At 63.9% G+C, this 22,845-nt stretch carries 19 protein-coding genes and 2 pseudogenes; 13 read left to right on the forward strand and 8 right to left on the reverse strand.

Translation table 11 applies throughout. The annotated features are described in order from the left end of the window. Positions 1-351 precede the first annotated feature (351 nt). On the reverse strand, positions 352-1,011 hold the full coding sequence (locus CWO89_RS03300) for a TetR/AcrR family transcriptional regulator (protein WP_165420972.1): 660 nt from the start codon (positions 1,009-1,011) through the stop codon (positions 352-354). A gap of 157 nt (positions 1,012-1,168) precedes the next feature. On the opposite strand from CWO89_RS03300, the gene CWO89_RS03305 reads away from it, so the two are divergent. From CWO89_RS03305 to CWO89_RS47550, 9 genes and pseudogenes are all read left to right on the forward strand, one after another. Beyond that, on the forward strand, positions 1,169-2,536 hold the full coding sequence (locus tag CWO89_RS03305) for an aminotransferase class III-fold pyridoxal phosphate-dependent enzyme (protein WP_130577240.1): 1,368 nt from the start codon (positions 1,169-1,171) through the stop codon (positions 2,534-2,536). A gap of 41 nt (positions 2,537-2,577) precedes the next feature. Continuing rightward, a complete protein-coding gene (locus CWO89_RS03310) occupies positions 2,578-3,687 on the forward strand; it encodes a histone deacetylase-like amidohydrolase (protein ID WP_130577241.1) in 1,110 nt (369 codons plus the stop codon). A gap of 138 nt (positions 3,688-3,825) precedes the next feature. Then, positions 3,826-5,121 carry an ABC transporter substrate-binding protein gene (locus CWO89_RS03315; RefSeq protein ID WP_130577242.1) on the forward strand — a complete coding sequence of 432 codons (1,296 nt, stop codon included), beginning with the start codon at positions 3,826-3,828 and terminating at the stop codon, positions 5,119-5,121. An 87-nt stretch (positions 5,122-5,208) separates the two neighbouring features. Beyond that, positions 5,209-5,949, forward strand: a pseudogene (locus CWO89_RS03320) (ABC transporter ATP-binding protein); the annotation flags it as partial. After that, positions 5,942-6,670 carry an ABC transporter ATP-binding protein gene (locus tag CWO89_RS03325; RefSeq protein ID WP_130577244.1) on the forward strand — a complete coding sequence of 243 codons (729 nt, stop codon included), beginning with the start codon at positions 5,942-5,944 and terminating at the stop codon, positions 6,668-6,670. The pseudogene CWO89_RS03320 and the gene CWO89_RS03325, both read left to right, overlap by 8 nt. A gap of 4 nt (positions 6,671-6,674) precedes the next feature. Then, complete coding sequence (locus CWO89_RS03330; protein WP_130577245.1) at positions 6,675-7,559, forward strand: branched-chain amino acid ABC transporter permease; 885 nt, start codon at positions 6,675-6,677, stop codon at positions 7,557-7,559. Positions 7,560-7,566: 7 nt separating this feature from the next. Further along, the gene (locus tag CWO89_RS03335; protein ID WP_130577246.1) at positions 7,567-8,604 is read left to right on the forward strand and encodes a branched-chain amino acid ABC transporter permease; all 1,038 of its coding nucleotides are present in this window, start codon (positions 7,567-7,569) and stop codon (positions 8,602-8,604) included. A 15-nt stretch (positions 8,605-8,619) separates the two neighbouring features. Next, a complete protein-coding gene (locus tag CWO89_RS03340) occupies positions 8,620-10,206 on the forward strand; it encodes a GMC family oxidoreductase (RefSeq protein ID WP_130577247.1) in 1,587 nt (528 codons plus the stop codon). A gap of 98 nt (positions 10,207-10,304) precedes the next feature. Then, a pseudogene (locus tag CWO89_RS47550) lies at positions 10,305-10,416 on the forward strand (transposase domain-containing protein); the annotation flags it as partial. 787 nt (positions 10,417-11,203) lie between these two features. Here CWO89_RS47550 and CWO89_RS03345 read toward each other — a convergent pair. From CWO89_RS03345 to CWO89_RS03360, 4 genes are read right to left on the reverse strand one after another with little or no spacing between them, the layout of a single operon-like run. Continuing rightward, on the reverse strand, positions 11,204-12,403 hold the full coding sequence (locus CWO89_RS03345) for a M24 family metallopeptidase (RefSeq protein WP_130577248.1): 1,200 nt from the start codon (positions 12,401-12,403) through the stop codon (positions 11,204-11,206). 42 nt (positions 12,404-12,445) lie between these two features. Beyond that, positions 12,446-13,903 (reverse strand): MFS transporter, encoded by a 1,458-nt coding sequence (locus tag CWO89_RS03350; RefSeq protein ID WP_130577249.1) that lies wholly within the window; start codon positions 13,901-13,903, stop codon positions 12,446-12,448. Then, positions 13,866-14,711 (reverse strand): alpha/beta fold hydrolase, encoded by an 846-nt coding sequence (locus CWO89_RS03355; protein WP_130577250.1) that lies wholly within the window; start codon positions 14,709-14,711, stop codon positions 13,866-13,868. The genes CWO89_RS03350 and CWO89_RS03355 overlap by 38 nt, the downstream gene beginning before the upstream one ends. 2 nt (positions 14,712-14,713) lie before the next feature. Beyond that, positions 14,714-16,336 (reverse strand): FAD-dependent monooxygenase, encoded by a 1,623-nt coding sequence (locus CWO89_RS03360; protein ID WP_130577251.1) that lies wholly within the window; start codon positions 16,334-16,336, stop codon positions 14,714-14,716. A 110-nt stretch (positions 16,337-16,446) separates the two neighbouring features. Here CWO89_RS03360 and CWO89_RS03365 point away from each other — a divergent pair, with 110 nt between their 5' ends. After that, positions 16,447-17,358: a LysR family transcriptional regulator gene (locus CWO89_RS03365; RefSeq protein WP_130577252.1), complete on the forward strand. Its 912-nt coding sequence runs from the start codon at positions 16,447-16,449 to the stop codon at positions 17,356-17,358. Positions 17,359-17,378: 20 nt separating this feature from the next. On the opposite strand, the gene CWO89_RS03370 is transcribed toward CWO89_RS03365, so the two are convergent. Then, positions 17,379-17,795 (reverse strand): 4'-phosphopantetheinyl transferase family protein, encoded by a 417-nt coding sequence (locus CWO89_RS03370; protein WP_283813496.1) that lies wholly within the window; start codon positions 17,793-17,795, stop codon positions 17,379-17,381. On the opposite strand from CWO89_RS03370, the gene CWO89_RS03375 reads away from it, so the two are divergent. Continuing rightward, positions 17,716-18,261, forward strand: a complete 546-nt coding sequence (locus CWO89_RS03375; RefSeq protein WP_282529636.1) for a LysR substrate-binding domain-containing protein — start codon at positions 17,716-17,718, stop codon at positions 18,259-18,261. The two genes, CWO89_RS03370 and CWO89_RS03375, sit on opposite strands and share 80 nt — an antisense overlap. 744 nt (positions 18,262-19,005) lie before the next feature. On the opposite strand, the gene CWO89_RS03380 is transcribed toward CWO89_RS03375, so the two are convergent. Further along, entirely contained in the window at positions 19,006-20,064 is a 1,059-nt protein-coding gene (locus CWO89_RS03380; protein WP_130577255.1) for a saccharopine dehydrogenase family protein, read from the reverse strand. A 122-nt stretch (positions 20,065-20,186) separates the two neighbouring features. Between CWO89_RS03380 and CWO89_RS03385 the strand changes: the two genes are divergently transcribed. Then, positions 20,187-21,137 (forward strand): AraC family transcriptional regulator, encoded by a 951-nt coding sequence (locus tag CWO89_RS03385; RefSeq protein WP_130577256.1) that lies wholly within the window; start codon positions 20,187-20,189, stop codon positions 21,135-21,137. Between the two features lie 118 nt (positions 21,138-21,255). On the opposite strand, the gene CWO89_RS03390 is transcribed toward CWO89_RS03385, so the two are convergent. Further along, positions 21,256-21,654, reverse strand: coding sequence for a winged helix-turn-helix transcriptional regulator (locus CWO89_RS03390; RefSeq protein WP_130577257.1), 399 nt, complete (start codon positions 21,652-21,654; stop codon positions 21,256-21,258). A 102-nt stretch (positions 21,655-21,756) separates the two neighbouring features. Here CWO89_RS03390 and CWO89_RS03395 point away from each other — a divergent pair, with 102 nt between their 5' ends. Then, complete coding sequence (locus CWO89_RS03395) at positions 21,757-22,779, forward strand: zinc-binding alcohol dehydrogenase family protein (RefSeq protein ID WP_130577258.1); 1,023 nt, start codon at positions 21,757-21,759, stop codon at positions 22,777-22,779. Positions 22,780-22,845: the final 66 nt, after the last annotated feature.

Consider the following 22,845-nt stretch of genomic DNA (forward strand, 5'->3'; position numbering starts at 1 on the left):
TCATGCAGGAGCCGTGCCAGAGCCCGGAAATCGACAAGTGACGCGGGAGTCGACGTGGTTTTTGACCACTTCTACAGCAGGATTGCGCTCAAGCTGTCCCGGACCTCCCGCTAAACCGCCCTCCGATGGGCAGTTCGCCTATGAGAAGGGCATTGAACTCAACACTTCGGTCAAGCCAGCCAGCTGAGGTGAGGAAGCATTCGCGCGAACGCCACCAGCGGACGTCGCTCTTGAAGCAGACCCACAATCGATAAAATCGCACGAGTGAGCGGCGACGGATTGGGCAGACACTGCATTGTTACGCGTCGTAGTCACGAACCTGGCGACGGTGTGCTAGGCATGCTGTAGCCCTCAGTTCCGCGGCGCCGCGCGCTTGCTCGTCTTGCGTTCGTTCGACAGCCCGCTTGCGAATACCTGAGTCGCCGCGATCAGCGTCTCGATCGCGCGCGATGATCTGGTCCTGTTCGGCTTCGCCAGCTCCTGCAACAATAGTCCATCAATACCGGCTAGCATGAACCGCGCAACGTCGGCGCATCCCGCCGCATCGAGCTCGCCGGTGCGCGCAGCAACGCCCTGCAGGATGTCCTGATAGACCTTGATATATGCATCATATTGATAACCCGCGAGCCCGGCTGCATCGTCACGGCGGAGCGCGTACAAGGTTAGCTCGTACTGCACGATCTGCAGCTCGAGCGTTCGCGTCAGGTAGCGCCAACCGGCACGCAGGGACTCGCGGATGCAGCTTGCGATGTTAGCCGTCTCGCCGGTCTCCTCGCGCAGCGCCGTGATCGTCTCATCGATCAGATGTTCGAGCACCGCAAGCAGCAGCGCGCTCTTGCTCTCGAAATGATAGTGCAGCGTGGCGAGCCGAACGCCGGCACCGGCCGCGATGTCGCGGGTCGTCGTCGCCGCGACGCCGCCGGTCGCGAGCGCCTGCAAGGCGCCCTCGATGATCTGGCGCCGCGTCCGTTCGCCCTTGGCGCCGATCTGCTCACGTCCTGCAGTTGTCATCCGTCTCTCCAATGCGCGCGACGACTGTCTATCCCGTGACGCACAAATTTGCATGTTGCACAAAATTGGTCATTTGACCAATTTTGACTCCTGTGTTTTCCTTGAGGCAGGGAACATCGAAGTTCCGGGGGAAACACATGTCGAGAGGAACGAGAACATGACCACGGCAGCCGCTCGCAACAACGACACGCTGACTCGTCACGTCGTCTACCCCTTCGCGAATGCCAACTTCCTCGCCGCGAACCCGCCAATCTGCATCGAGGGCGGTGACGGTGTCTATGTCTCGGACGGCCAGGGCGGCCGCTATCTCGATGGACAGGCCGGGTTGTGGAACGTCAATGTCGGGCATGGCCGGCCCGAGATCAAACAGACAATCATCGAACAGCTCGATCGTCTCAGCTTCTATTCGACCTTCGGCAACACCACCAACAGCCCGTCGGTCGCGCTCGCGGACGAGCTCTGTCGGCTGGCCGAGCCGGAAGGCATGGTCCGTGCATTCTTCTCATCCGGCGGCTCGGAGGCGAATGAAGCTGCCATCAAGCTCGCCAAGCAATATTGGCGGCTCGCCGGCCAGCCGCTGCGCACCAAGATCATCTCGTTGCGCGGCGCCTATCATGGCGTGACGCTCGGCGCGTTGTCGGCCGGCGGCGTCAATGTCTACAAGGAGCAATTCACGCCGCTGCTGCCGGGCTTCTTCCAGGTCGAGGCACCGCACGTCTATCGCAATCCCTTCACGTCGGATCCGGAGGCACTCGGCCGGCTCTGCGCCGAGCTGCTGGAGCGCGAGATCATCTATCAGGGTCCGGATAGCGTCGCGGCCTTCATGGCCGAACCGGTGCAGGGCGCCGGCGGCGTGATCGTGCCGCCTGCGAATTTCTGGCCGCTGCTGCGCGAGGTCTGCGATCGCCACGGCGTGCTGCTGATCGCCGACGAGGTCGTCACCGGCTTCGGCCGCTCCGGCAGCATGTTCGGCAGCCGCGCCTGGGGCGTGAAGCCCGACATCATGGTGTTCGCCAAGGGGATCAACAGCGGCTACATCCCGCTTGGCGCGACCTTGATCAATGCGAAGGTCGCGGCGGCCTTCCAGTCCGACGACAAGTCCCAGTTCACGCCGCGCGCTTTCATGCACGGCAACACCTATGCCGGGCATCCCCTCGCCTGCGCGGCCGCGATCGCCAATCTGCGCATCGTCGAGCAGGAAGCGCTGCCGGCCAATGCCGGCAAGGTCGGCGCCTATCTGCTGGCGCGGCTGAAGGACATCCAGACGCGCCATCCCAACATGGGTGACGTGCGCGGCAAGGGACTGATGATCGGCATCGAGCTGGTCGCCGATCCCGCAACCAAGCGGCCGTTCGATCTGGCGGAGAATTTCGGCCAGCGGATCTGGGAGCGTTGCGTCGCCAAGGGCATCCTGATCCGCAACCTCGCCGATACGTTCATCATCTCCCCGCCGCTCACCTTCACGACCGAACATGCCGACAAGATTGCGGACACGTTCGACGAGGCGATCAGCGCGGTCGAATAGATCAACACGAGGGCGGCGCGTCAGGACGAAGGATTGCACGCATGGCTACTGGGTTCGTCTGCCATGAACTTTACATGTGGCATAACACCGGCAACTGGGCTCAGGTGTTTCCGCCGGGATTGACGATCCAGCCAGGGACCCATGCGGAGAATCCGGAGACCAAGCGCCGCATCCGCAATCTGGTCGAGGTCAGCGGCCTGCTCGATGAGCTCGTGCAGATCAAGCCGCGTTCGGCGACGGTCGCCGAGATCGCCCGCGTCCACACGTCAGAGCATATCGCGCATATCAAGCGCCTCAGCGATGCCGGCGGCGGCGATGCCAGCGAGCTGACGCCGCTCGGCGCCGGCAGCTACGAGATCGCGCTACTCGCGGCCGGCGGCGCGATCGCCGCGGGCGAAGCGGTCGCATCCGGCGCGGTGACCAATGCCTATGCGCTGGTCCGCCCTCCCGGACATCATGCGCGCCCCCAGCTCGGCATGGGCTTCTGTCTGTTCGGCAACGCAGCGGTCGCAATCCGCCATCTGCAGGCGACGGGCAAGGTCGGCCGCGTCGCCGTCGTCGACTGGGATGTGCATCACGGCAACGGGACGCAGGCGATCTTCTACGAAGACCCCAGCGTGCTCACCATCTCGCTGCATCAGGACAATCTATTTCCGCCGAACTCGGGCGCGCTCGCTGAGAACGGCGCTGGTGCCGGCGAAGGCTACAACATCAACGTGCCGCTGCCGCCGGGATCGGGCGTCGGCGCCTATCGCGCGGCATTCGAGCGCGTCGTGCTGCCCGCGCTGCATCGCTTTGCGCCAGACATGATCGTGGTCGCATCGGGCTTCGATGCGTCGGGTGTCGATCCGCTTGGCCGCATGATGCTGTCATCGGCGGCCTATCGCGAGATGACGCGCATGCTGCTCGCCGCCGCCAAAACCTTGTGCAATGGCCGCATCCTGATGACACATGAAGGCGGCTATTCCGAGATGTACGCGCCCTATTGCGGGCTTGCGGTGCTCGAGGAGCTGTCGGGCGTGCGGACACATATCGCCGATCCCTGGGAGCCGCTGATGGCCGCATGGGGCGGCAACGATCTGCAGCCGCATCAGGCCGCAGTGGTCGAGGCCGCCGCTGCACTGGTGGCGCAGCTTCCTGCCACGCGCTGAGTTCACTCGATGGTGTTGTCGATGCACGTGATTGCCGGATGCCATGGCATGGTTCGTGCAACAACGGCCGCCGTGCATCTCTTGCTCTAGAGGGAGGCGTCGGATTGTCCGCGCCATTGACGAGGGGTACTGACGCTCATGATTGACCGACGTTCACTTCTCGGCGGCGTTGCCGCCGGCGCAGGTTCAATTGCAATGCTGGCGAGCTTGAACGGCGGGGCTCGCGCGGCGGGCGCACCGGCCAAGGTCGGCTCGGCACTGCCGATGTCCGGCTTCGCCGCCGCAGACGGCATCGAGTTCAAGAACGGCCTCACGCTCGCCGCCGAAGAGATCAACGCCGCCGGCGGCATCCTCGGACGCCCGATCCAGATCGAGATCGAGGACACCAAGGAGATGGGCGCCGACATCGTGACCCAGGCGATGCAGCGCCTGATCGATCGCCATTCGGCCGGCGCGATCATCAACGGCTACAATGTCGGCACCAACATGGTGGAGATGGATGTCGCCGCCGACAACGACGTCATCTTCGTGCACTACAACACGCTGATCTCGCACAACACCAAGTTCCTCAGCGACCCGCAGCGTTATTATTCGTGCTTCCAAGGCGACCCGCCCGAGTTCTACTACGGCCCCGGCTTCCTGCTGTTCCTGAAGTCGCTGATCGACAGCAAGCAGTGGAATCCGCCGAACAAGAAGATCGCGATCATCCCCTCGGCCAACGAATATTCGATCGTGATCGCCAACGCGATCCGCGACCGGGTCAAGGAGTTCGGCTTCGAGCTCGGGCTCTACGAGACCGTGCCCTTCCCGACCAATCAATGGGGACCGACGCTTGCCAAGCTGCGCCAGGATCCGCCGGCCGCGATTGCGGTGACGCACTTCCTGCCGCAGGATCTGGCGCAGTTCATGACCCAGTTCCTGCCCGAGCCGACGCAGAGCCTGGTCTACATGCAGTACGGACCATCGCTGCCGGCGTTTCGCGAGATCGGCAAGGAAGCCATCAACGGCGTGATCTATTCCACCGTGATCGGCTGCCTGCCGGATGAATTCTCCGCGGCCTACCGCAAGACCTATCGCGAGAAGTTCGGCGCCAACGCTGCCTTCATCACGGGCTCGCAGACCTATGACGGGCTCTGGCACTACGCATTGTCGGCAGCGATCGCCGGCGGCGCCAGCGAGCCCAACAACAAGGAGCAGACCCGCAAGGTTTCGGAAGCGATGAAGCGGCTGATCTATCGCGGCGTCAACGGCATCTATCACGCCGATCCGAAGGGCCAGTCCGCGTTCTGCTATCCGACCCAGGTCAAGGATCCCTCGCTCGGCATGGCGCACCAGTTCCTGCAACACCAGGACTATCGCACCGATCCCAAGCTGATCGCGCCTCCGCTCTACGCCACCGACGCGATGAAGCTGCCGCCCTGGATCAAGGCGTGAGAGGCTGGCGCGGTGACCTCTCCTGACCAGACGAATGATCCACTGCTCGTCTGCGAGGACGTGACCAAGACGTTCGGGTCGCTCCGCGCGGTGGACGGTCTCTCCTTGACCGTCCGGCCCGGCGAGGTGGTCGGCCTCGGCGGGCCGAATGGCGCCGGCAAGACGACGTTCTTTGACGTCGTCACTGCCGTCACCCCGATCACCGATGGCCGCATCCTGTTTGCGGGACGTGACATCACCGGTCTTGCGGCGCACGAGGTGTGCCGCGCCGGCATCGCCCGTACCTTTCAGCTCAATGCGGCCTTCGACAGCCTGTCGGTGCAGGAGAATATCGAGGTGGCCGCGCATTTCGGCCATAGCGAACGCCGCTTTCCCGGTTTTGCCATCAGCCGTGCCGCCAGGCAGAGCGCCGCCACAGCGCTCGATCTCGTCGGCCTTGCCGGGCGCAAGCGCATCGCGCGTGACCTGCCGGTGCTCGACCGCAAGCTGCTGATGATCGCCGGCGCCGTTGCGACCTCGCCGCAATTGCTGCTGCTCGACGAGCCGGTCGGCGGCCTCAGCCCGTCAGAGGTCGACCGGATCGCCGACGTCGTGAAGCGGCTGTCGGCCTCGGGGATTGCGATCCTGCTGATCGAGCACGTCATGCGCTTCCTGCTCTCGCTGTCGACGCGCGTCGTGATCATGCACCATGGCAAATCGATCTTCGAAGGCGCGCCCGCGGCGGTGGCCGACGACCAGACCGTGGTCGAGACTTATCTCGGCAAGGCCGCGACCAGCCGGTTGAAGGCCTTCTTCATCAAGCAGCCTGAGATGAGCGCGCATGGTTGAACCGTCGAACTCTCCCTGCCTCGTCGTCAACGGGCTCGTCACCGGCTACGACGGCCGTAACGTCCTGACCGGCGTATCGCTGTCGCTCGATCCGGGCGAGCTCGTCACCGTCGTCGGCCCCAACGGCCACGGCAAATCCACCCTGCTGCGTGCGATCTCCGGCCTGCTTCCGGTGCGCAAGGGATCGATATCGCTGAACGGCCGCGTGATCTCCGGCCAACCGGCGCATCGCGTGGCATCCAGCGGCGTGATCCATGTGCCGCAGGGTGATCTGTTGTTTGCAGGGATGAGCGTGATCGAGAACCTGCTGATGGGCGCCTATCTCGATTCCGACCAGGCGGCAGTGGCGCGGCGGCTCGACGAGGTGTTCACCCTGCTGCCCAAGCTTGCCGAGCGCCAGACCCAGATCGCCGCCAGCCTCTCCGGAGGCGAACGGCGCATGGTCGGCATCGGCCGCGGCTTGATGATGAACGGCTCGGTGATGCTGATCGACGAACCGTCGCTCGGCCTCGCGCCGATCATCATCGAGCAGATCTACGAGGTGATCGCGCGGCTGAAGGCGAGCGGCCGCACCATCCTGCTGGTCGAGGAGAACCCGGCCCGCGTCGCCGACATCGCCGACCGCATCCATCTGCTCGACAACGGCGCCTTCGTCTGGTCGGGCGAACCGGCCGTGCTGCTGCAGCGCGACGAGCTGCTCGCAACCTATCTCGGAGGCTGACGACGTGGAGATCATAGGACCCGTACTCGTCTCCGGCATCACCACCGGCGCTCTGTACGCGCTGGCGACACTCGGTCTGTCGCTGGTCTGGGGCTCGCTCGGCATGCTCAACATGGCGCATGGCACACTGTTGACGCTCGGTGGTTACGCGGCCTTCACGGCGGCCAGCCAACTCGGGTTGCCGGTGCCGCTTGCGGTGCTTGCCGCTGCCGCGGTCGGCGGCGTGATCGGAGCGCTGATCTTCGTGCTGGTCGCCTATCCGCTGTCGCGCCGCAGCCCGGAGACCTTCGAGACCACCATCATGATCGCGACCTTCGGCGTCGCGCTCACGCTCGAGAACGCCGTGCTGCGGCTCTATGGTGGCCAGCCGCTGGGGCAGCCGCTCTCGGTTGGCGGCGCGATCAATCTCGGCGGCTTCGCGCTGCCCTGGCAGAACCTCATCATCATCGTCAGCGCCATCGCACTGATGGGCGCCACTGCGCTGTTCCTGACCCGCACCAAGACGGGCCGCGCCATCCGTGCCACTGCACAGAACCCTGATGCCGCCAAGCTGATGGGCGTGCCGGTCGCGCGGGTCTATCTGCAGGTCTTGATCCTGTCCGGGATGCTCGCCGGCGTCTGCGGTGTCTTGGTGTCATCGATTACCCAGCTCTCGCCCTCGCTCGGCGCCGATCCGATGCTGAAGGCCTTCATCATGTGCGTGGTGGCAGGGCTCGGCAATCTGCCCGGCGCGATCATCACCTCGTTCGGTCTCGCCATCGTCGAGGCGCTGGTCCAGTTCCTGGCCGGCGCGCGATGGGGTTTCCCTGCTCTGCTCGCCATCGTGATCCTGGTGCTCATCCGCCGGCCCGGCGGATTGTTCGGCAGGGTCGAAGTGCGGCGTCTGTGAGGTCCATGTGAAACGCGAAGATCTCGCCCATCTCCTGGTCGGCCTCGTCGTCCTCGCCGCGGCGGTCGCGCTGCCGTTCTATGTCGACAGCCGTTACGTGATCGGCCAGGTCACGCTGGGCCTGTTCTATGCGATCGTCGCCTCGCAGTGGAACCTGCTGTTCGGTTTCTCTGGCGTTTTCTCGCTGGCGCAGATGGCGCTGTTCGGATTCGGCGGCTACGCCACCGCGATGCTGTGCTTCTATTTCGGCCTCAACATCTGGGCCGCGATGCCGCTCGCGGCTGTTGCCACCGTGCTATTCAGCCTGGTGATCGGCGCGGCCTGCCTGCGGCTGAGCGGCGCCTATACTGCGCTGCTGACGCTTGCGGTCGCGCAGGTGATGTATCTTTTGATCGTCACCGACACGGACTGCTTCGTGATGGTCGGCACCCAATGCCGGCAACTCACCGGCGGCGCCGTCGGCTTCGCTCGCTTCGGTGATCTCGGCACGCGCGCGATGTTCAAGGCCAAGTTCCTGGTCGCCAACTACGCGCTTGTCGTGGCGCTGTTCGCCATCACGATGGTGTTCACCTGGGCGATCATCCGCGGCCCGATCGGGCTCGCCTTCCGCGCGTTGCGCGACAATCCCGGCTGCGCCATAGCTCGCGGCATCAGCCGCTTCCAGATGCAGCTCCTGGTGTTCGGGCTGTCGGCATTCTTCACCGGCCTGGCCGGCGGGCTCTATGCCGCGCATTTCAACGCGATCGGTCCTGGCGTGCTGTCGTTCTCGCAGCTGTTCTTCATCATCGCCATGGTGGTCGTGGGCGGCATCGGCCGGCTGTGGGGACCGCTGGTCGGCGCCATCGTGCTGGTCGCCGCCGACGAGGCGATGCGCGAGATCGGCGAATTCCGCTCGCTCGGGCTCGGCATCATCATCGCCGCCGTCATGGTGCTGATGCCGAACGGGCTGATCGGCCTCTTTGAGAGCATCTGGGACCGCTTGCGCCGCTTGCGCACGCGCAATCCCGCGATGACAGCAGAGATATCCGGCGACACGCCGGCGTGACCCATGGAGCGAGAGATGTACGATACGATTATCGTCGGCGCCGGTTCGGCCGGATGCGTCTTGGCCAACCGGCTGTCCGCAGATCCGGCCCGCAAGGTGCTGGTGTTGGAAGCCGGCCGCGCCGCGCCGTTGGCGTCGGACATTCCGTCGGACTGGCCGACGATGTTCAACACCGCGGTCGATTGGGGCTTCTACACCGAGCCGCAGGCCAGCTGCCGCGGCCGCCGCGTGTTCTGGCCGCGCGGCAAGATGGTCGGCGGCTCCGGTGCGATGAATGCGATGATCTATATCCGCGGCCTGCCCTCCGACTATGACGGTTGGGAAAAGGCCGGATGCACCGGCTGGGGCTGGCGCAAAGTGCTGCTGGATTTCATCGCATTTGAGAACAATGCCGACTTCACCGACAGCCCGATGCACGGCACCAAGGGCCTGCTCTATGTCGCCCACGTTCCCTTCGTCGACCCCAATGAGGAGCTTTGGCTGGAGGCGGCCAAGGCAGCCGGCCACAAGCACAATCGCGATTTCAACGGTGACAGTCAGGAGGGTGCAGGCTTCTTCCAGTTCGTGATCAAGCAGGGCGAGCGGTTCGGAACCGGCAAGGCCTATCTGCGGCCGGCGCTGGAGCGTCGGAATCTCACCGTCAAGACCGGCGTGCGCGTGATCCGGATCGTCGTCGAAAAGGGCCGCGCCACCGGCGTCGAGTATCTCGAGAACGGCCAGCTCAAGACCGCGCAGGCGGCGAGCGATGTCGTGATGTCATCAGGTGCGATCGGCTCCGCTCAGCAATTGCTGCTGTCGGGCATCGGCCCCGCCGACGAGCTCAAGTCCGTCGGCGTGACGCCGGTGCACGACCTGCCCGGGGTCGGCAAGGATCTCCAGGACCACATCAACATTCCGATCACTTTCTACACCAAGGAGAAGATCGGTGTCGGCGCCTGGACCGATGAGAGCCTGGAGGCCAGCCTGAGGGAATGGCAGGACAGTCGCAGCGGCCCCCGCTCCTCGCCCTGGGTCGCAGCCGGCGCGCACGTCCGCAGCCGTCCGGACGTCGAGCCCGACCTGCAGCTCTATGGCGCGATCAGCCCGCACCGTGACTACGTCCGCTTCCTGTCCTCGAAGCCGGGCATCACCTTGCACTCGACATTGCAGCGGCCGAACAGCCGTGGCGAACTGACCTTGCGCTCGGCCGATCCGCTGGAATATCCGGCAATCGACCCGCGCTACTTCTCGTCCGATCCGAGTGGCCGCGACATCGCAACGCTGGTCGAGGGCGTGCGCATCAACCGCCGCATCGCCGCCCAGTCACCGCTCAAAGAGCTGATCGAGGGTGAAGTCACGCCGAGCGTGGAGGCGACCAGTGATGCCGACATCGCCGAATATGTGCGCGGCCATTGTACCACGCTGTATCACGCCTCCTCGACCTGCCGTATGGGCAACGACGGGATGGCGGTGGTCGATCCCCAGACCTTCAAGGTCCACGGCCTCGAAGGCCTTCGCGTCGCCGACGCCTCGGTGATCCCGATGATGATCTCTGGCAACATCCAGACGCCGACGATCCTGATCGCCGAGCGTGCGGCCGCGGCGATCGCGGGCCAGGGCTGATCCCTCTTCACCAGTGCAGCGGCCTGGAGGCAGTCGCAAGTACGCGCAAACGACGACACTTCTCAACACCAACAGGCGTAGTTCGGCAGTCGGCATAATCGTCGAAAATGAACGGCATCAACTCGCAGGTGTGCTTCACGGATCCCATGTCTCCGTATTGCCGCTCACCCGGCTCACCGGCTGGACGAGTTACTGTCCTGGAATTGGAGCGCCCATGTCCGGGCCCCGCGCGCGTCAGGGCGCCTGCGCGAATGCTGTCGCGCGAAATCGCTCAATAGAGTAGGTTGGCGTACAAAATCGTACAAATGGCGGAGAGAGTGTCAGTCAATCTCCGTTGAAAGATAAAGCATTTTCGATCGTCGTGGAACAAAACCACCAATTGAGCTGCGGCTGAAAAACGGTGTTCGTCTGCCAGCACGTCCGGCTTATGCTCGACCAGATCCGCGCCTGAAGGCCCGAGGCTGCTGAGCGAAAGCCTCGGCGAATACGTACGGAGGGCGACCACTGCGTCCCGAACGCAGTGAGCATCTTCTAAGTTATTGATCTTTCTTGATATGGGGACCGCATTGGTCGCGTTCTGTTCACGGTCGTTTCACGCAATTCGTTGCGAATTCGTTGCGGCGTCCCAGACGAGAACCGGACTTGGGGGAGAGCCGAAGCTCTCGCAAAGGCTGCATCGGCGTGATCGCCTTCAACAGGCCGGAGATCCCGGCAGCGGCGAGTTCGCCCACGTCAAACTGATCCGGAAGTTCGGCGAGCTGCCAGACGACCTGAGCTTCCTGTGAAGCTCGACTCGGTGCGCAAGAAATCGTGCGCATGCGCGGGCAATTCCGCGCACACTCGCGCGAGAGCTGGAGGGTGCAACGCGCAGGCATCGTGACGGCGTCCGTTGAACTGCTACTCGAATCACATTCACAAATCCGCGGGAATCACTTTCGGCCCTATGGGAGAGGTGAACCGAGTTCGCGGCCGGACCACTGCCAGGCCAGCGGCGTTTTTACCGCACCGCCGTGCCACCTAAATTCCAGCCGCGGCCGCCTTCGCCGAAGATTTCGTGCCCGGTTGCGGTCACGGCCACCGTGTCCTCGAGCTTGATGAAGCCGCGCTTCGGATGCTTCATCGTGGTTTCCACCGAGATCACCATGCCGGCCTCGAGCGGCCGCTCAGCATCATAGGCGTCGTAGCGAACCGGGCCGGTCGCGGTCAGCCGCGGCGCCTCGTGGCTGACGAGGCCCATGCCGTGGGCGAGGAACTCGGTGTGGTCGCGCTGGCTCGTCTCCTTCAGCGCGCGTTCGGCGGCGGTGTAGATCGCCCCGCCCATGGCGCCGGGCTTGATCACGGCAAAGGCCGCGCGCTGCACGGCTTCGATCTCGGCAAGCAGATCCTTCAGTTCCTGATCGGGATCGCCAAGCACGGCCATGCGGGCGAGATCACCGATGTAGCCGTGATAATTGCCGCCGGAATCGAGCGAGAGCACGTCGCCCTGCTCCCAGCGCTGCTCCGACGGCGCCCGGTTGTGGCTCGTGCTTGCCGCCAGCAGGCAATATTCGAACGTCAAGCCGCGCTTGACCTCCGCGACCTTCAGCGCATCGAACAGCTGCCGCTTGGTGGTGCCGGGGCCGTGGTGGGCGATGACGTCGAGCATGGACGCGATCACGAGATCGGAAGCCGTGCGCAGCTTGGCCAGTTCCGCCGGCGTCTTCACCGCGCGCAGCCGCTCCAGCACGAACAGCGCATCCTTGATCTCGCTGTCCGGAAACGCGTCACGCAGCGCGTCGCCGGCATCCATCGGCAGGAAAGCCATCTCGACGCCGATGCGCTTGGCGGGAACGCCGCTCTTGCGGATCATCTCCACCGCGCTTGCGATCGCATCGACGGAGCCGTTGCCGGAGATGCGCACCTCCTTAAGCCATGGCTGCTCCAGCCGGCGCTGATAGGTCTCCATCCGATGGGCGACATAGCCGGCCTTGTCCGGCGCGCCCTTGGCATAGATGACCACTGGCAGATAGCGGCTGACGCCGAGCGCATCCATGTAGTCGAAGAAGATCGCGCGCTCGATATCGAGCATGTATTGCACATTGTGCTTGGAGGTGACGAGCAGCAGGTCGAGGCCTGCCTGCTCCATCAGCCGGTCAAGCTTGCCGGTGTCGAAGGGGATGGCACGGGAGGCCGTTCGGGTGTGGACGCTCTCTTGCATCATGCGTTTCCTTGTTTGTTATGATGGAGCCTCAAGCGAAAGCTAAGTCGGCGTCGGCCGCGCCGCAACGCCCTCCGGCTCGCCGCCGAGGCTGACGACCACGGTTCCCGCGGTCTCACCGGCTTGCGGCGCATCCAAAGCCAACGGCCGGCCATGGGTTTCGATGCCGAGCAGCGTGAAGGCAAGCCCGATCGCAAGACCGCAGGCGGCCAGAAACAGGAACGCCGGCGTCACCGCGTCGATGGTGGCCTTCGGCGTGATCAGGTTCGAGGTGCCCGCGATAAGTGCCAGACACAACGGACCTGCGATCTTGCCGACGCCGTTGGCCGCCTGCGCGAGGCCGACGCCGCGCGCGCTCAGGCGAACCGGGAAGATCTCGGCGGAGTAGGGCGCGATGTTGGAGAAGCCGCCGTCGAAGAACAACGCAGCCGGGATCAGCAGCACGACGAAGGCGGGATAGCCGAACAGGGTGCGATCGAAAAATACGCCCGCAGCGCCGAGCGACACCGCAATGGCGTAGCCCATGATCGCGCCGCAACGCCGCCGCCCGATCCATTGCGGCAGCACCGAGAAGATGGCCCGCCCGACCATGCCGGTGAGCGACACGATCACGAACAAATGAGCGGCCTCGACCGGCGACACGCCCGTCAACAGCGCAACGATGGTCGGCCCCCACAGGAACACGCCGTAATTGGCGGTGCTGGCGCCGAACCAGACGATCACCGTCAGCCAGAATCGCCGGGGCTCCGCGAGCAACTCGGAGAAGCCCGCGCCCTGCGGGCGGCTGACGCTTTCGACCGCCGGCGGCGGCAGCGCCTCGGGCGCTACGCGCAAAGCGCGCGCGACGATGCGGCGTGCGTCCGCATCGCGGCCGCGCGACACCAGCCAGCGCACGGATTCCGGCATGATCAGCGCGATCAGGAGCGCCGGCACGAGCGGCAGGAAACCTAGCGCGGCCAGTCCGCGCCAGCCGATCTGGTGCAGCAGCGTCGCGGCCGAGAGCGAGGCTGCGAGGATGCCGAGCGAGACCGGAATCACGGTGGCGCTGGTGATCACCGTGCGATGCCGGGTCGGCGTATATTCGACGATCAGGGGCACCGCGACGGAGGCGGCGGCACCGACGCCGAAACCGACGAAGAAGCGGAGCACGGCGAAGGCGACCCAGGCGCCATCGGGGATGAAAGAGACCGAGCCCGCACTCAGCGCGCACAGGGTGACGCCGGCCACCAGCAGCGCCTTGCGCCCGAAGCGGTCGGCGAGCGCGCCCCAGGCCAGCGATCCCAGGATGGCGCCGACGCCTGCGGCGAGCAGGATCAGCGAGGTCTGCCCGAAGCTCAACTGCCATTGCGGCGCCAGCACCGCGACCAGGAAGCCGACGACGAAATAGTCGAAATAGTCGAACACGCTGGTAGAGATGCCGAGTGCGATGCTGATCCAGTAACGCGCATCGAGCCGCGCCCGGTCATAGGCTGTGACCAGATCCTCCCCGAATTCCGCCATGGTCGTTCTCCTCCGCGATATGTTCTGTTTTTTTGCCGTGTAGAAAGGCGATCACCTGCGCCGCGACCGCGGCCGGATCCTGGATCGTGCCGACATGGCCGACGCCGTTGATCACCGCCGTGCGTGCCCCCGCAATCTCGCGCGCCAGCGACAGCGTGTGCGCCGGCGGGATCAGGCGATCGTCGCGGCCGGCCAGCACCAGGGTCGACGCCTTGATGTCGGCGAGCGATATCGCGATCGGTTGCGCCAGCACCGCGCCGCGGCGCTCGCGCTGGCCGGCATCGCGCTTGTTGCCGCTGAAAATGCCGAGTGCCTGCGGGTAGGTTGCGATGTAGCTGGGCGGGAAGAAATATTCGGCGAAGGCCGACAGCGACTCCGGCAGCTTCGCCCGCAGCTCGGCAAACCGGGGAAAACCTTCCGGGTTGATCGACGCCACCGATACGCCGACCCGAAACGTCGAGGCGAGCACCAGGCGGTCGATGCGCGCCGGGTGGCGGACCGCCGCAACTTGCGCAATGGCGCCGCCGAACGAGGTGCCGAACACATGGGCGCGCGACAGGCCGAGGCCGGCGATCAATGCGGCGAGATCGTCGGCGAGCTCGCCCAGACCATAGGGCGTGGCCGGATTGCGCGTGCCGCCGGAATCGCGCTGGTCGTAGGCGATGACGGTGAAATGCGGCGCAAGGTGTGCAGCAAACGCATCGAACATGGCATGATCGGCTTCCGCGCCGTGCAGCAGCACCAGCGGCGGGCCTTCGCCCGAGCGCTTGAAGCTGATCGAGATGCCGTTGGCTTCTATGCGCTCCATGGCTAGTGCAACACGGTCTGCAGCGCGGCGGCGAGCTCGCGGGCGGGATTTTCCGGGATGTAGGGGATGCGCCAGGCGACATGGCCGTCAGGCCGCACCAGCACGGCGCCGCGCGGACCCATCTGGATCCCGTCGGAGGAATGCGCATTCGGCAGCTGCTGCAGGTTCAGCCGAATGCCTGTCTTCTCCGACACTGCGCGGCCCGCCTCCAGCCAGGCGCCGCCGAGCGGGCCGGCGACCACCGTGAACTCCTTGTCGAACCAGTCGAGCGTGGAGTGTTTCCGCGCCATGTCGAGCCACAGATGCGGGAAGCGCCCGCCCGGCCGATCGGACGGGAAATAGTAGCGCGTCAGATGCCCGCCGCGCGGCGTGCCGTCGGGGATGACCGCGCCCTCCTCATAGGAAAAGCCGAGCGCCTGGCCGATTGAGTGCAGGTGATTGTCGAGATCATTGACCCAGAAGCGGATGCGGTCCTCATTGCCCGAGCGCACCGCATCGTCGAGCCGGCGGAAGCGGATCAGGTTGCCGTAGGAGAAGTCGGCGTTGGATTGCGCCACCGGGCGGCGCTCGACGTCGTAGGTGTCGAGCAGCTTCTCGGAGGCGATCCCGCGCAGCACGTAAGCGAGCTTCCAGGCGAGGTTGTGCGCATCCTGCACGCCGGAGTTCAAGCCGAAGCCGCCGGTCGGCGGAAAGCGATGTGCGGCATCACCGACCACGAAGACGCGGTTTTTTTTGAACTGCGACGCGACCTGCTTGCTCATGCGCCAGATCGAGCGGTTGAGCAGCGTGACGTCGAGATCGGGCACGCCGACATGGGCGCGGATGATCTCGACCGTCTCGGCATCGGTCCACGGCCGCGGCCGCTCGTCCTTCTCCTCGCCGATCTGGATCACCGACAGCCAGCGGTCGCGGCCGTTGGTGTTGAGAATGCCGGCTCGCCGCGGCATGCCCGGCTTGTCGCTATAGACCTGGTAGCCGGCCGCCTCGCGCGTGATCGGAAAGCGCGACAGATCGGCGTGCCAATATTCGTTGAGCATCACCGCAAGCGTCGCCGGCCCCACCATGTCGATGCCGGCGCGGCGGCGGGTCTGGCTGCCGGCGCCGTCGCAGGCCAGGAGATATTTGGCGTTCCAGAACTCGCCGCGGCCGGTTTCCACCGAGCGGGTCTCGCAGACGACGCCGTCCTCGGCCTCCTCGAAGCCCATGAACTCGGTCGAGAAATGCACCTCCACCAGCTTGGAGCGGGCCACAACCTTGTAGATCTCCTCCTCCACCGCGTCCTGCGCGACCAGCGATTTCCAGGCCGGCGTCTGGCCGAGATTGGGCTCGGGACGCGAGCGGCTGATCTCGCGGCCGGCGATGCTTTCGACCTGCACGAACATGTCGGTGGAATCCTGCAGGCCGCGGTCGCGGATCGCCTGCTCGACGCCCCATTGGCGGAAAATCTCCATGGTGCGCACCCAGCAGCCGCGCGATTTCGGATGATCCGTGGTGGTGGGGCTCTTCTCGACAATGACGGCGTCGATGCCGAAGCGATCGAGCAGAAGCCCCATCGCGAGCCCGACCGGCCCGCCGCCGACGATCATGACGGACGCGCGGCGAGGCGTCTCAGAAGACGTGCCCATGGGCGTTTCCTTCCCCGTTGGTCTTGTTGGCGGCAGGATGCGCCGTTTTTGACATCTCACAAGAATATGTTTGATATGCTTCCGATCTCGTTTCGAGATGGAGGCCGTCAATGGACCTGCGCCAGCTCCGCTACTTCATCGCCGTGGCCGAGCGCGGCGGCTTTGGCGCGGCGGCAAGCAGTGTCAACGTCGCGCAATCCGCGCTCAGCCGGCACATCAAGGAGCTGGAATACGAGCTCGGCGGCGCGCTCTTGACGCGCACCGCGCGCGGCGTCGCGGTGACGGAGTCGGGCAAGGTGCTGCTCGAGCGCGGACGCTGGCTGCTCGGCCTGGTCGACGACATCAAGGCCGAGGTGCGCACCGAGAACCGCGAGCCGAGCGGCACCGTGCGGCTCGGCGCGCCGCCTTCTCTCGGCGAGGTGTTCTATCCGCCGCTCGCCCAACTGGTCGTCGAACGCCTTCCGCGCGTGAGCCTGGAGCTCAGCGAGGGACTGACGGAATTGGCCAGTGATCGGCTGCTGCGCGGCCAGCTCGATCTCGCCATCCTCACCTCGCCGATACCGAACGATCACCTCGATTACGACACGCTTGTCGTCGAGCAGACCTACCTGATCGGTCCGCCGCGCGATCCCCTGCTCAAGCGCGGCAAGCTCACGCGCCCCGAATTCAAGACCCTGCCACGCGCCGTGCTGCCGCTGAGCCGCTCGCCATTCCCGCCGGAGGTCGCGAGCCGATTGCGCGTCGACAGCTCGATCTCCATGAAGCGCATGGTGGCCTCGGGACTCGGCTATGCGCTGATGCCCTATTCCGGAATCTATCGGGAGGTCGAGGCCGGCGCGCTTTCGGCCGTTCCGCTGTCTTGGATGCATGCAAACCGCATCCTGGCCTTGCCGCGTGGACGTCCCGTCAGCCGGGCCACGCGCGAGACCATAGCGCTCTTGAAGGAGATTTGCGGTGATTTGATCCGCGACGGCATCATCCGACCCAGCCGTGGCGCGGGCGCCGGGAAGACCAATATCTGATCAAGCGTCGAGCAAGCGATTCACACGAGCGGCACCGGCCACGGTCGCATTGTGATCGGCAGACCGCCGGGCGTTCCGCTGCCATCGGCAATCGCCAGCCGATGCCGCGGTGAAGGCGAATGCCTGGTGAAATGCCAGCGCTTGGGATCGTCATCGATTTCGCGCGTGAAGCTGATGCCGATAGCGGGGCCGGAGAACAGGATCGCGAACTGATCGAGCGGAAGACGCAAGCCCAGGCCCCTCGCCTTCAGATAGGCTTTCTTCAGGGTCCAGCAATCATAGAAGCGGTCGCAAAGATCGTCCGGCGTAAGCCCGCGCAAAGCCGCGATTTCGGCCTCGGCAAAGCTGTGCTGCGCGATCTCCCATAGCGGTCGTTTCGCGGCGTTGCATCCCGGCGTGAAGCTCGAGGTGCAGATCGGGGTCAGCGCGGAATTGATCGGGCAGCTCGGCGCAGGCCGGCTCGACGTCGTGTTCGCCAAGCGCCCGCTTGGCACGTCGCGCGGACGGCTGGTGTGGCGCGAGCCGCTGGTCTGGGTGGCGGCGGAGAGTTTCGATCTCGCTCCCGGAGCGACATTGCCGCTCGCGCTTTATCGCGACAAATCAGTCTCGCGGGAGGCGGCGCTCGCCGCGCTCGACCGAAGCAATCTGATCTGGGAGATCGTCTATACAAGTCCCAGCCTGACAGGTGTGCGCGCGGCTTCGCTTGCGGGTCTTGCGATTACGCCACTTCCAGTGAGCGCAGTTGTCACTGGCCTGCGCGTTCTGGGATCGGAAGAAGGTCTGCCTCGTCTGCCAGACCTTGAATTCGCGATCTATGAGAGGGCGCGGCCCGGAAAGGCTGCAGCAGCCCTCGCCGCAGCTCTCCTGGCGCCCGGACAATCGCCGACACGCCCGACGATTTGAGAAGCACGATCCAGCGCTACGCTGACAGCCGCGAGAACAGGTGCACCAGCCCTCCACCCGATACAGCCGTCACCGCCTCGGTCGGAAGCACGCCAGGCGGAGCTCTCGGTCCTGCTCTTCGATTGCGGGCCGACACCCCGAATATGCTCCCGAGCGCCTCGCAACTTTATGCCAAGAAGGTCGCGTACCTGACCGAGGCCTTGAACCATCCGGAAGATCGCGCAGAGGCCGCACAGGCCCTGCGTGTCCTGATCGAACGAATCCTGCTGCGTCCTGGCGCCAAGCGCGGGCAAATCGATGCCACACGCTATGGCGAGTTGGGGACGGTTCTGAGCTGGACAGCGGCTCGCAACCCGCAAAGGCACACAAACGAAAACTCCCGCAGCTTTTGGCTACGGGAGTTTAGGTCTACTTGGTTGCGGGGAGGCGCAACCACCGATACCGACATTCGGTTCAAGTGGCGATCTGATAGGTTGAGACCACTGCGTTCCGAACGCAGTGAACATTTTCTAAGTTATCGATTTTTCTCGTTGTGGCGGGTGCCTCTGTCCCGTTTTGTTCGCGGTCGTTTCACCCAATTCGTTGCGGCATTTCTCAACGAGAACGGCGCACGCTGCGACACTCTTCGGAGACTTGAGTGTGCTTGCCAGGACTCGGGGGTGTCACTTGCAAACATTGCAGGCCGAATGACAGGCTGCGACGATCATCATCGCAGATCGCGGATTTCGACACTCAACGGTGGCTTCATGGCATGAATGCCTTTCGTGTCTTCTCCTCGATCCGCCAACGAACGTTATAGGCAGCTAGGCGGTCGAGAAATTCAACGGGCTCGAAAGCTTGCGAAGCCGCCAGCACACCTGATCTTGCTTGGCCCTCCACGAGCCGTCTGGTGCATTCAACGGCAATGGCGGCAGTGGTTCCATAAGCGTCGGTACCTTCCACCGTCCCTCTGAGTACGCCGCCATCGGTCGACGTGGCCTCTAAGACGATCAAAAATGTTTGATCCTTCCGGACGTCCGGCGACGGGTTTGAGACGGCTTCGATCATTTGCTCCGAGAAAGGAACAGATAGTCGCGTCGCGATGGATGTTTCGATCACCCCGACGACACGACGCACCCAAACATGCCTCGGTATTGTAACCGCCTCGATCAGGGGAAACTTCGATATGGCCACCTCTTCGTCGCCTAAGAAGGCGATCGTGGACCTGTCGAGCGGTTCACCGTTTCGCCATGCTCCGTCTTCATAGGTCAATCCGCCGGCAGCGATATCCCCGCAAGTCTCCACGACGGACCGCAAGGAGCCCTTTGATGGACCGCCGCCTCCGACGATCTTATGGGCTACTATGATGCTATCGATCTGGCCCGCCCGTCTGGCGATCATATGCGCCACGAGGTCGCCCGGAACCGCCCCGTCGGTCGCCGACGGGAGCACGGTGACGCCCGCCTTTTGCGCTTCGCCCGAGAAATTATCGAACACCGACTTCACGAACCCCTGTTCGCCGGCAGTGTCGACATAGTGATAGCCGGCGGCGATTGCCGCGCTGACGATCGGCTCTGCGCGTCTGGTGAAGGGGCCCGCGCAATTGATGACCGCACCGCACCCTTCGAATGCGCGAAGCAGGGCCCGCCGATCCGTTGCCTCCGCAACTCTCAGCTCCACGGCGGACATTTCCAGCTCGCCGGCCGCGGCAGTCAGGCGCTCTTGATTGCGCCCAACGAGAACAGCTTGAATCCCGTTCTGCATCAGCATGGCGGTGGTCAATTTCCCCTGAAAGCCATTGGCTCCGTAAACAGCAACTCGCATCGTACAACCGCTCCTTGCATCAAGGTTGATCTGACGGTAGCGCCGCGTAAGATACGAACAATGCGAGATGGGAGCGAAAACATGTTTATTCGTCTTTCAATCGAATAATTGAGACGATTGCCGTGGATCTTCTGTCCGACATCATCAGCGTGAGCCGACTGGGAAGACCCCATTCAGCCCGCGTGCATCGACGTTCGCCCTTTCATCGCCGGTTGGCACAAAGCGAGGCAGCGGGGTTTCATGTGGTACTGCGGGGCACATGTTGGGTTGCGGCGCCCGGTTTTGAGCCGGCGCAGCTCAGGCCCGGCGACATCGTGTTTTTCCCGCGCGGATCAGCCCATGCGCTGATGGAGAAGCCGACAGCTGTATCGTTCGATGGTGACCAGGAAACATCGAGCAATATCTCGATTGAACAACTCGAGTCGACCGAGAACTGCCGCGTTAAGAATGCATTGTCCGCGAACGTAGCGATGTTGTGTGGTGCCTATCTGCTCGATCGTTCTTGTTTTCACCCGTTGCTGGAGGAGATGCCCGAGATGTTGCATTTCCCGGCAGAAGCTGGCGCCCAATGGCAGTTGCGTGCGACGATCGAACTATTGGGAGCGGAGGTTGATCGGGGGCTATTGGGAGTCGATACGGCCATCTGTGCTCTCCTTGATCTGATGTTCTTGTACATTCTTAGGACTTGGCTGGCCGAGAGCAGCCATCGCAGACGTACTGCCGGTTGGTCAGCAGCACTAAAGGACTCACGAATCGCTGCCGCCCTGGCTGGTATCCATAGTGAACCGGCAAAGCCATGGACAGTTGCGACGCTTGCAAGTGCAGCAGGGCTTTCGCGCGCCGCATTTGCGCGTCGGTTTTCCAGTCTTCTTGGCCAATCCCCCGCAGCTTATCTGACCTTGTGGCGGATGATGGTCGCTACTCGTCTCATGCGAGATTCCGATCTACAGCTTGCCGCTATCGCTGCTCAGATCGGATATTCTTCCGAATACGCCTTCGCTCACGCCTTTAAACGTCTGCACGGTATTTCGCCCGGAGCGTATCATCGCGGCTGGAAGAAGCCGGGCGGATGACCTGCTGATCTCGCGCGCGCCAGTTCTGCGATGAGCTCGAAACAAATCCCGCTAGCGCTGATTCGTGTGGTAAGGGACTGATTGAGCAATCCATGCTCAAAGATGACCTTCTCGGGACTTATGTCCTGCATTTACTTCGAGCGAGCTTTGTTCGAGCAAGTAGCGGCGCGCGAGCTTGTTTCGCGCGTTGCCGGTTCAGTCTTTCTTCTCCCCATTTCGAGAGCATTTCGACGAGGGGCCTCAGGCTTTCGCCTTCCTCAGTCAAGCGATACTCCACTCGTGGAGGGACCTCGGCATAGACGGTCCGTAGAACCAGCCCGACCTCCTCGAGCTCACGAAGCTGCTTGGTCAGGAGCCGCTGCGTAATGCCAGGCAGGCGACGATGAAGCGCGTTGAACCGCAGGCATCCCGCATCAAGCAGATGGAAGAGCATGGCGCCTTTCCAGCGCCCGTCGATGAGATCGAGGGTCACCTCCACCGGGCACCCCGGCACGTCTGAATAGTGCTTGATCTTCATACCATAGTTCCCTTTCGGAAACCTAGTACGCCAAATGGCCGTACTAGCAAACACAAGCTACGTAACGATTTCTCCGACAGATCAGCGTCGAGGGAAAATTACATGCAAGCTATCACTTACCGTCCAGGCGCCGTCCTGTCCGATCCTCAGTGCTTCACGATCGCCGACAAGAAGGATCCTGTCCCGGGTGTTCGTGACCTCCTGGTCTCAGTATGCGGCGTCTCCGTCAACCCTGTCGACACCAAGATCCGTCTCGGTCAGGTCTTGATGAGCGATGCCGTCGATATCCTTGGTTGGGACGTTGCTGGTATCGTCGTCGATGTCGGAAGCGAGGTCACAATTTTTCGCCCTGGCGACGAGGTCTTCTATTCCGGCAGTCTGAGCCGGCCCGGCGGTAATGCCGAGCTCCACGCCGTCGACGAACGCCTCGTCGGCCGCAAGCCGGCGCGGCTCAGCTTTGCGCAGGCGGCGGCGCTGCCCCTCACGTCGCTCACGGCGTGGGAATTGCTGTTTCACCGCCTTGGCGTTGGCTTGGGAAAGCGACACGATGCGGGCGGTTTGCTGATCATTGGTGGCGCGGGTGGCGTCGGCTCGATGCTGATCCAGCTCGCACGGCGCCTCTCCGGACTAACCGTGATCGCCACCGCCTCACGTCCCGAGAGCCGTGACTGGTGCCTCTCGCTTGGCGCCCACCACGTGATCGATCATTCGCAGTCGATGACAGACGAGCTCGCTAGAATTGACGCGCCGGACATCACCCACATCGCCGCCCTCAATCAGACGGACCTGCACTGGACTGCGATCACCAAGATCATTGCACCAGGGGGCAAGATCGGCGTGATCACCAACCACGCATCCCTCGACGCCGCACCTCTGCGGCCCAAGAGCGCATCGTTGCATTGGGAGGATGTGGTGACGCGGCAGCATTTCGGTGGCGCCGACATGATTGCCCACCATAAGATCCTTGATGAAATCTCCTCGCTCGCCGAAGCCGGCGTCCTGCGCTCGACGGCGACGACGAAGCTCGGCCCGCTCACACCCACCTCACTTCGGGAGGCACATGCGCTGGTTGAGAGCGGCCGCATGCTGGGAAAGGTTGTTCTCGACCGACTTTGCCCCCGGTGACCCGAGGTGACCGTCCGTCCATTTCGCTGCAGCCGATCGCGGCGAAATCCCCGGCGGTCACGCTGC

It is taken from the genome of Bradyrhizobium sp. Leo170, from assembly GCF_004296405.1.
Lineage (GTDB): Bacteria > Pseudomonadota > Alphaproteobacteria > Rhizobiales > Xanthobacteraceae > Bradyrhizobium.

Coding starts and splice junctions, on each gene's coding strand:
- CWO89_RS03300 (WP_165420972.1), bottom strand. CDS start 1,011: ATGACAACTGCAGGACGTGAGCAGATCGGCGCCAAGGGCGAACGGACG.
- CWO89_RS03305 (WP_130577240.1), top strand. CDS start 1,169: ATGACCACGGCAGCCGCTCGCAACAACGACACGCTGACTCGTCACGTC.
- CWO89_RS03310 (WP_130577241.1), top strand. CDS start 2,578: ATGGCTACTGGGTTCGTCTGCCATGAACTTTACATGTGGCATAACACC.
- CWO89_RS03315 (WP_130577242.1), top strand. CDS start 3,826: ATGATTGACCGACGTTCACTTCTCGGCGGCGTTGCCGCCGGCGCAGGT.
- CWO89_RS03325 (WP_130577244.1), top strand. CDS start 5,942: ATGGTTGAACCGTCGAACTCTCCCTGCCTCGTCGTCAACGGGCTCGTC.
- CWO89_RS03340 (WP_130577247.1), top strand. CDS start 8,620: ATGTACGATACGATTATCGTCGGCGCCGGTTCGGCCGGATGCGTCTTG.
- CWO89_RS03345 (WP_130577248.1), bottom strand. CDS start 12,403: ATGCAAGAGAGCGTCCACACCCGAACGGCCTCCCGTGCCATCCCCTTC.
- CWO89_RS03350 (WP_130577249.1), bottom strand. CDS start 13,903: ATGGCGGAATTCGGGGAGGATCTGGTCACAGCCTATGACCGGGCGCGG.
- CWO89_RS03355 (WP_130577250.1), bottom strand. CDS start 14,711: ATGGAGCGCATAGAAGCCAACGGCATCTCGATCAGCTTCAAGCGCTCG.
- CWO89_RS03360 (WP_130577251.1), bottom strand. CDS start 16,336: ATGGGCACGTCTTCTGAGACGCCTCGCCGCGCGTCCGTCATGATCGTC.
- CWO89_RS03365 (WP_130577252.1), top strand. CDS start 16,447: ATGGACCTGCGCCAGCTCCGCTACTTCATCGCCGTGGCCGAGCGCGGC.
- CWO89_RS03380 (WP_130577255.1), bottom strand. CDS start 20,064: ATGCGAGTTGCTGTTTACGGAGCCAATGGCTTTCAGGGGAAATTGACC.
- CWO89_RS03390 (WP_130577257.1), bottom strand. CDS start 21,654: ATGAAGATCAAGCACTATTCAGACGTGCCGGGGTGCCCGGTGGAGGTG.
- CWO89_RS03395 (WP_130577258.1), top strand. CDS start 21,757: ATGCAAGCTATCACTTACCGTCCAGGCGCCGTCCTGTCCGATCCTCAG.